Origin of the sequence: Mesorhizobium sp. M5C.F.Ca.IN.020.29.1.1, assembly GCF_003997375.1 — a bacterium.
GTDB lineage: Bacteria > Pseudomonadota > Alphaproteobacteria > Rhizobiales > Rhizobiaceae > Mesorhizobium > Mesorhizobium wenxiniae.
On record NZ_RZSW01000519.1, the window covers coordinates 1 to 4,525 of the forward strand.

Annotated in this window: 5 protein-coding genes and 1 pseudogene; 4 read left to right on the forward strand and 2 right to left on the reverse strand. The window is 62.1% G+C overall.

Going from position 1 to position 4,525, the window contains the following annotated elements:
• A partial coding sequence (locus EOA85_RS28635) for a winged helix-turn-helix domain-containing protein (protein ID WP_206523393.1) occupies positions 1-1,269 on the reverse strand: 1,269 nt, incomplete at its 3' end.
• Positions 1,270-1,448: 179 nt separating this feature from the next.
• Here EOA85_RS28635 and EOA85_RS28640 point away from each other — a divergent pair.
• Together EOA85_RS28640 and EOA85_RS28645 are read left to right on the forward strand one after the other, a co-directional pair.
• Positions 1,449-1,805, forward strand: a complete 357-nt coding sequence (locus EOA85_RS28640; protein WP_245486099.1) for a hypothetical protein — start codon at positions 1,449-1,451, stop codon at positions 1,803-1,805.
• Positions 1,806-2,068: 263 nt separating this feature from the next.
• The gene (locus EOA85_RS28645) at positions 2,069-2,686 is read left to right on the forward strand and encodes a cupin domain-containing protein (protein ID WP_127211994.1); all 618 of its coding nucleotides are present in this window, start codon (positions 2,069-2,071) and stop codon (positions 2,684-2,686) included.
• Between the two features lie 140 nt (positions 2,687-2,826).
• Here EOA85_RS28645 and EOA85_RS28650 read toward each other — a convergent pair.
• Positions 2,827-3,182 (reverse strand): annotated as a pseudogene (locus tag EOA85_RS28650) (cupin domain-containing protein).
• Between the two features lie 313 nt (positions 3,183-3,495).
• On the opposite strand from EOA85_RS28650, the gene petA reads away from it, so the two are divergent.
• Together petA and EOA85_RS28660 are read left to right on the forward strand one after the other, a co-directional pair.
• Positions 3,496-4,056 carry a ubiquinol-cytochrome c reductase iron-sulfur subunit gene (gene petA, locus EOA85_RS28655; protein ID WP_029349928.1) on the forward strand — a complete coding sequence of 187 codons (561 nt, stop codon included), beginning with the start codon at positions 3,496-3,498 and terminating at the stop codon, positions 4,054-4,056.
• A 17-nt stretch (positions 4,057-4,073) separates the two neighbouring features.
• On the forward strand, positions 4,074-4,525 hold a 452-nt coding region (locus EOA85_RS28660), incomplete at its 3' end, for a cytochrome b N-terminal domain-containing protein (protein ID WP_164759941.1).

Genomic DNA, 4,525 nt, shown 5'->3' on the forward strand with positions numbered 1-4,525 from the left:
CTCGCCAAAAGTCGAAGCCCAAGGCACATAAAAGGTCACGATCTCGAACTGATTTGGAGCCATTCGCAGGGCAGCGTCGAATTCCGCCTTGGCGCGCGCGAGATCGCCCTTTACGACCAGGCTCCGGGCGAGAACGGCATGCGCTTCGGCATCGGCCGGATCGAGCGCGACTGCACGTTTAGCGGCTTCGGCGGCGATACGTCGATTCTTTTCGGGTTCGATGTCGAAACTGGCCAGCACGGAATGCGAATGGTGCAGTTCCACCCAGGCGCGGGCCAGCGTAGGGTCCAGTTCGGTGGCGCGGCTGAGAAGTCTGATGGCTTCCTCGACGTCGGCGCGATTGATTTGTTCCAGCTTCTCGGTACCGATGAGGTAGAGTTCGTAGGCGTTGAGGTTGCCGGGAGGTTTGCGGTGCGCCGTTATCCGGCCTGCCTCTTGGATCAGGCCGGCGCCGCCGCCAAGCCGGTTGGAGACCTGCTCGGCAATCTCCGTCTGAATCGCAAACAGGTCCCGGTCCGGCCGGTCCCACCGGTTCGACCATAGATGATTACCGGTCTTCGCGTCGATGAACTGAGCCGTAACCCGCACGCGATCGGCTTGGCGTTGAATCGAGCCTTCGACCACAAAGCCCGCGCCGAGCGCTGCACCGACCTCAGTCGGGTTGGCCGGCTTGCCTTCGTAGACTTCCGTCGAGTTATGGGCAATGACCCGGAATTCCGGAAACCGTGCGAGATCGGTAATGATATCCTCTGTGAGCCCGCCGGCCAGACGCTGAACACTTGCTTCACCGCCGATCGCTTGAAACGGCAGCACCGCGACGGATGGCAGGACCGTGTCAGAACGCTTCTCGATGGCGAGACCCATGAAGAGCCAGACTGCGCCTGCCGCCAGCAAGCCCAGCGCCACAGTCGCCGCGGTCCATCTCCACCTTACCGGCGCCGAAGGCGGGTCCGCGGCCACGATCGCCAGCCTGTATCCGCGTTTCGGCACGGCCTTGAGTACTGACTGGCTCTCGTCGTGAAGCGCGCGGCGGATGTCGCGTACGCATTGCACCAGACTGTCGTCGGTTACGAATACGCCTGGCCACACTGCCTGCATCAGCTCATCTTTGGTGACCAGTCGGCCGGCGTTTTCCAAGAGATATTTCAGGAGGTCGAAGGCCTGCGGTCTGAGGGCGATCTCGCGCCCTTCCCGGTCACGCACAAACCCTCCGGCAACATCGACGATGACGCCGTTGATGGCGAATGTCCGGGCAGCCCGGGAATCCATCCTCCGCCTCCCACGGGGGGATTTCCAATTTATTATAGCAGTTTCCTGCAAAGGCTTGAATGGTGACGGAACATCTTTGTTTTCGGCAAATTTTCACCGATCTATCACCAGTTGTTCGTTACATTGGGTGCGGCGACGATCCAATGTCTCAGTCGTTCCGAAGATTTGGAATCGGTTCAATGCTGAGACCCCGTCCCCTGCCGACCGTTGCCGCCATTTTCGTGGGCGGGGCTCTTTGTTCGCCGGGTGTCAGCGCGCACGATGCAGGAACGGGATGGTACTACCCGCCCAGCTGCTGCAACGGCGATGGCGCCCTCGGCGATTGCCAGATGATCCCGGCCAACTCAGTGACGGAAGCGCCGGATGGTTTTGCCGTAGTGCTGTTCCCCGGCGACCACCATCTGGTGACGCGAAAACAGAGCTTCCGGATCCCGTACGGCAGCGAGATCAGGTCGAGCGACGGCAACTATCACATCTGCCTTTACCCGACGCAGGCCACCGTCTTCTGCTTCTTTGCGCCGCCCGGATCAGTGTGACTGCTGCGGGGTCATGACCACGTCGGTGCCAGGATGTCTGCTGCAGCCGGCATTTACAGTGCAGCCGAATTGCCAGTGCCCGGCGCGGTCGCGCCACAAGCGGACCTTCGTGCGATCCGACCTCTTTGGCGGCAGACGATCTCTGGGTGGCCCGAAATTTGGTCGTGCCGTAAGGCGGCACAGATGCTATCTTAGTAGCAGCTAATATTGGGGTAGCAGCTAATATTGGGTCGAGGGGACGACCATGCAAAGGAGGACCGACCATGAAGCCGCATTCTCTCAGCGCCCGCCGTATTGGCGTGCTTCTGTTCTCACTGTGGGCTTTCGGGCTGATGACGTCAGCCTCAATGCCGGCAGACAGCAAATTCGCCGTCAAGCCGGTGGTTGAGAAAAAGCTGAAGGAACTGCCGCCCGGACCATTGTTTTGGCGGCTGGAAAATTTCCCAACGCTGGCGCAGGCCCAGAGCGCTGCCGGCCCGACCTCGCTTGCGGCGGAGGTCGCGGGCAAGGTCTGGCTGTTCACGCTTGGGCCGAAGGATGGCTCGACGCCCGGCGGAGCCAAGGTCGTCGAGATCGGACCCCTTCCGCCGATCAGCGCCAGCGAGTATTTGCTGCGCGTCAACCGCGCCGGCGGAGCGCCCGGTGCCAAGACGCCGATCCATACGCATCCGGGACCGGAGGCCTTCTATGTGCTGGCCGGCAAGCTCGGCCAGAGAACGCCCCACGGCGTAACCTACGCCGAAGCCGGCAAGGCCATGACCGGACACGGGGCCAACACGCCGATGGAAGTGTTCAGCGCCGGCACAACCGATCTCGATGAGCTGGCCATCTTCGTGGTCGACGCCAATCAGCCGTTCTCGTCGCCGGCCAGCCTCGACTGAGACGACATTTCCCGGGGTGGCGCGAATGTTCGGTACGAGCTGAGGCGGCACCCCAGCGTCAGACTTACACCACCAGTTGCCCCCGATTATTCCGAAAACCGGTTCCACTTTTCGCTGACGCGGACCTTCGGGATCATGGTCTACTCCAGCCAGTCGGTGACGAAGCTGCCGTTTTCGTGGATGTCGGTGGTCTCCAGCGGGCCTGGGCCGATATTGGTGAATTTGTGCGGCGTTTTCGGCGGCACGATCAGGATCTGGCCGGCCGACGCCTCGATCTGCCGGTCGCCGACGGTGAACAGCCCGGTGCCAGTGCGAATGAGGAAATCTCGCAATAGGGATGCATGTGCAGCCGCGGGCCGCCGCCGATCTCCTGCAGATAGTTGAAGATCAGGCAGATTTTGGAGCCGTAGGTGCCGCACTGCAGCTCGCCTTGCCAATGGTCGGGCCAGCGGTCGGGCGCCTTGGCCCATTTGTCGCGGTCGATGACATGCGCCATGAGCCGAGGATAGACCGAGGCCGGGGCTTCTGTCGAGGCAAACGCAGGCGCTGCTTTGCGGTTGATTTACGGTCGTTTTCGGCGTGTTCGACATGTGCCCGTCGCCACGCCGCCCGACGTCGAATTGCGTCCCCGCGACAATCTGCCCTTGTGCCTTCACCCGTCTGGACAAAAACGGGCTTCACGCATAAACCGAAGGCCAATTGCCGGAGGAATTCGCAAGCCTGTTCGCCATGCGCTGTCGGGTTGGCGTGAAAGAGCGGGGAACAAGCCTCGGCCACCGGCACGGAAGAGGCGAAAGGATCAGGCACCCGTGAGCGCAACCGACATCCAGGATCCCAACCGTCGTGATTTTCTCTACGTCGCCACGGGTATGGCGGCGGTGGTCGGCGCGGGTGCCGTCGCCTGGCCGTTCATCGACCAGATGCGCCCGGATGCCTCGACGCTGGCGCTGGCCTCGGTCGAGGTCGACGTCTCCTCGCTGACGCCCGGGATGTCGCTTGTCGTGAAATGGCGCGGCAAGCCGGTTGTGGTGCGCAACCGCACCGAACAAGAAATGAAGGACGGCGAGGCGGTCAATCTGGCCCAGCTCAAGGATCCGCTCGCCCGCAACGCCAATCTGCCGGCCGATGCGCCGGCGACGGACGCCAACCGCACCATGCCGGGCAAAGAGGCCTGGATAGTGATGGTCCAGGTCTGCACCCATCTCGGCTGCATTCCGCTCGGCCAGGAAGGCGAGTTCGGCGGCTGGTTCTGCCCGTGTCACGGTTCGGTATACGACACGGCCGGACGCGTCCGCGGCGGGCCGGCCCCGGAGAACATGACGGTGCCGGTGTTCCAGTTCATTTCCGACACCAAGATCCGTATCGGCTAAGGCTAAGGGATATTTCGATGAGCGAGGGACACTCGACCTATACGCCCAAGACCGGTATCGGACGCTGGTTCGACGCCCGCATGCCGCTGCCGCGGCTGGTCTATGACAGCTTCGTCGCCTATCCGGTGCCGCGCAACCTCAACTACGCGTACACTTTTGGCGGCATCCTGGCGCTCATGCTGGCGGCGCAGATGCTGACAGGCATCGTGCTGGCCATGCATTATGCGGCGGACAGCACTCTTGCCTTCGATTCGGTCGAAAAGATCATGCGCGACGTGAATTCGGGCTGGCTGTTGCGCTACATGCATTCGAACGGCGCGTCGTTCTTCTTCGTCGCGGTCTACATCCACATCTTCCGCGGCCTCTACTACGGTTCGTACAAGGCGCCGCGCGAGCTTCTGTGGATACTCGGCTGCATCATCTACCTCCTGATGATGGCGACAGGCTTCATGGGTTATGTGCTGCCCTG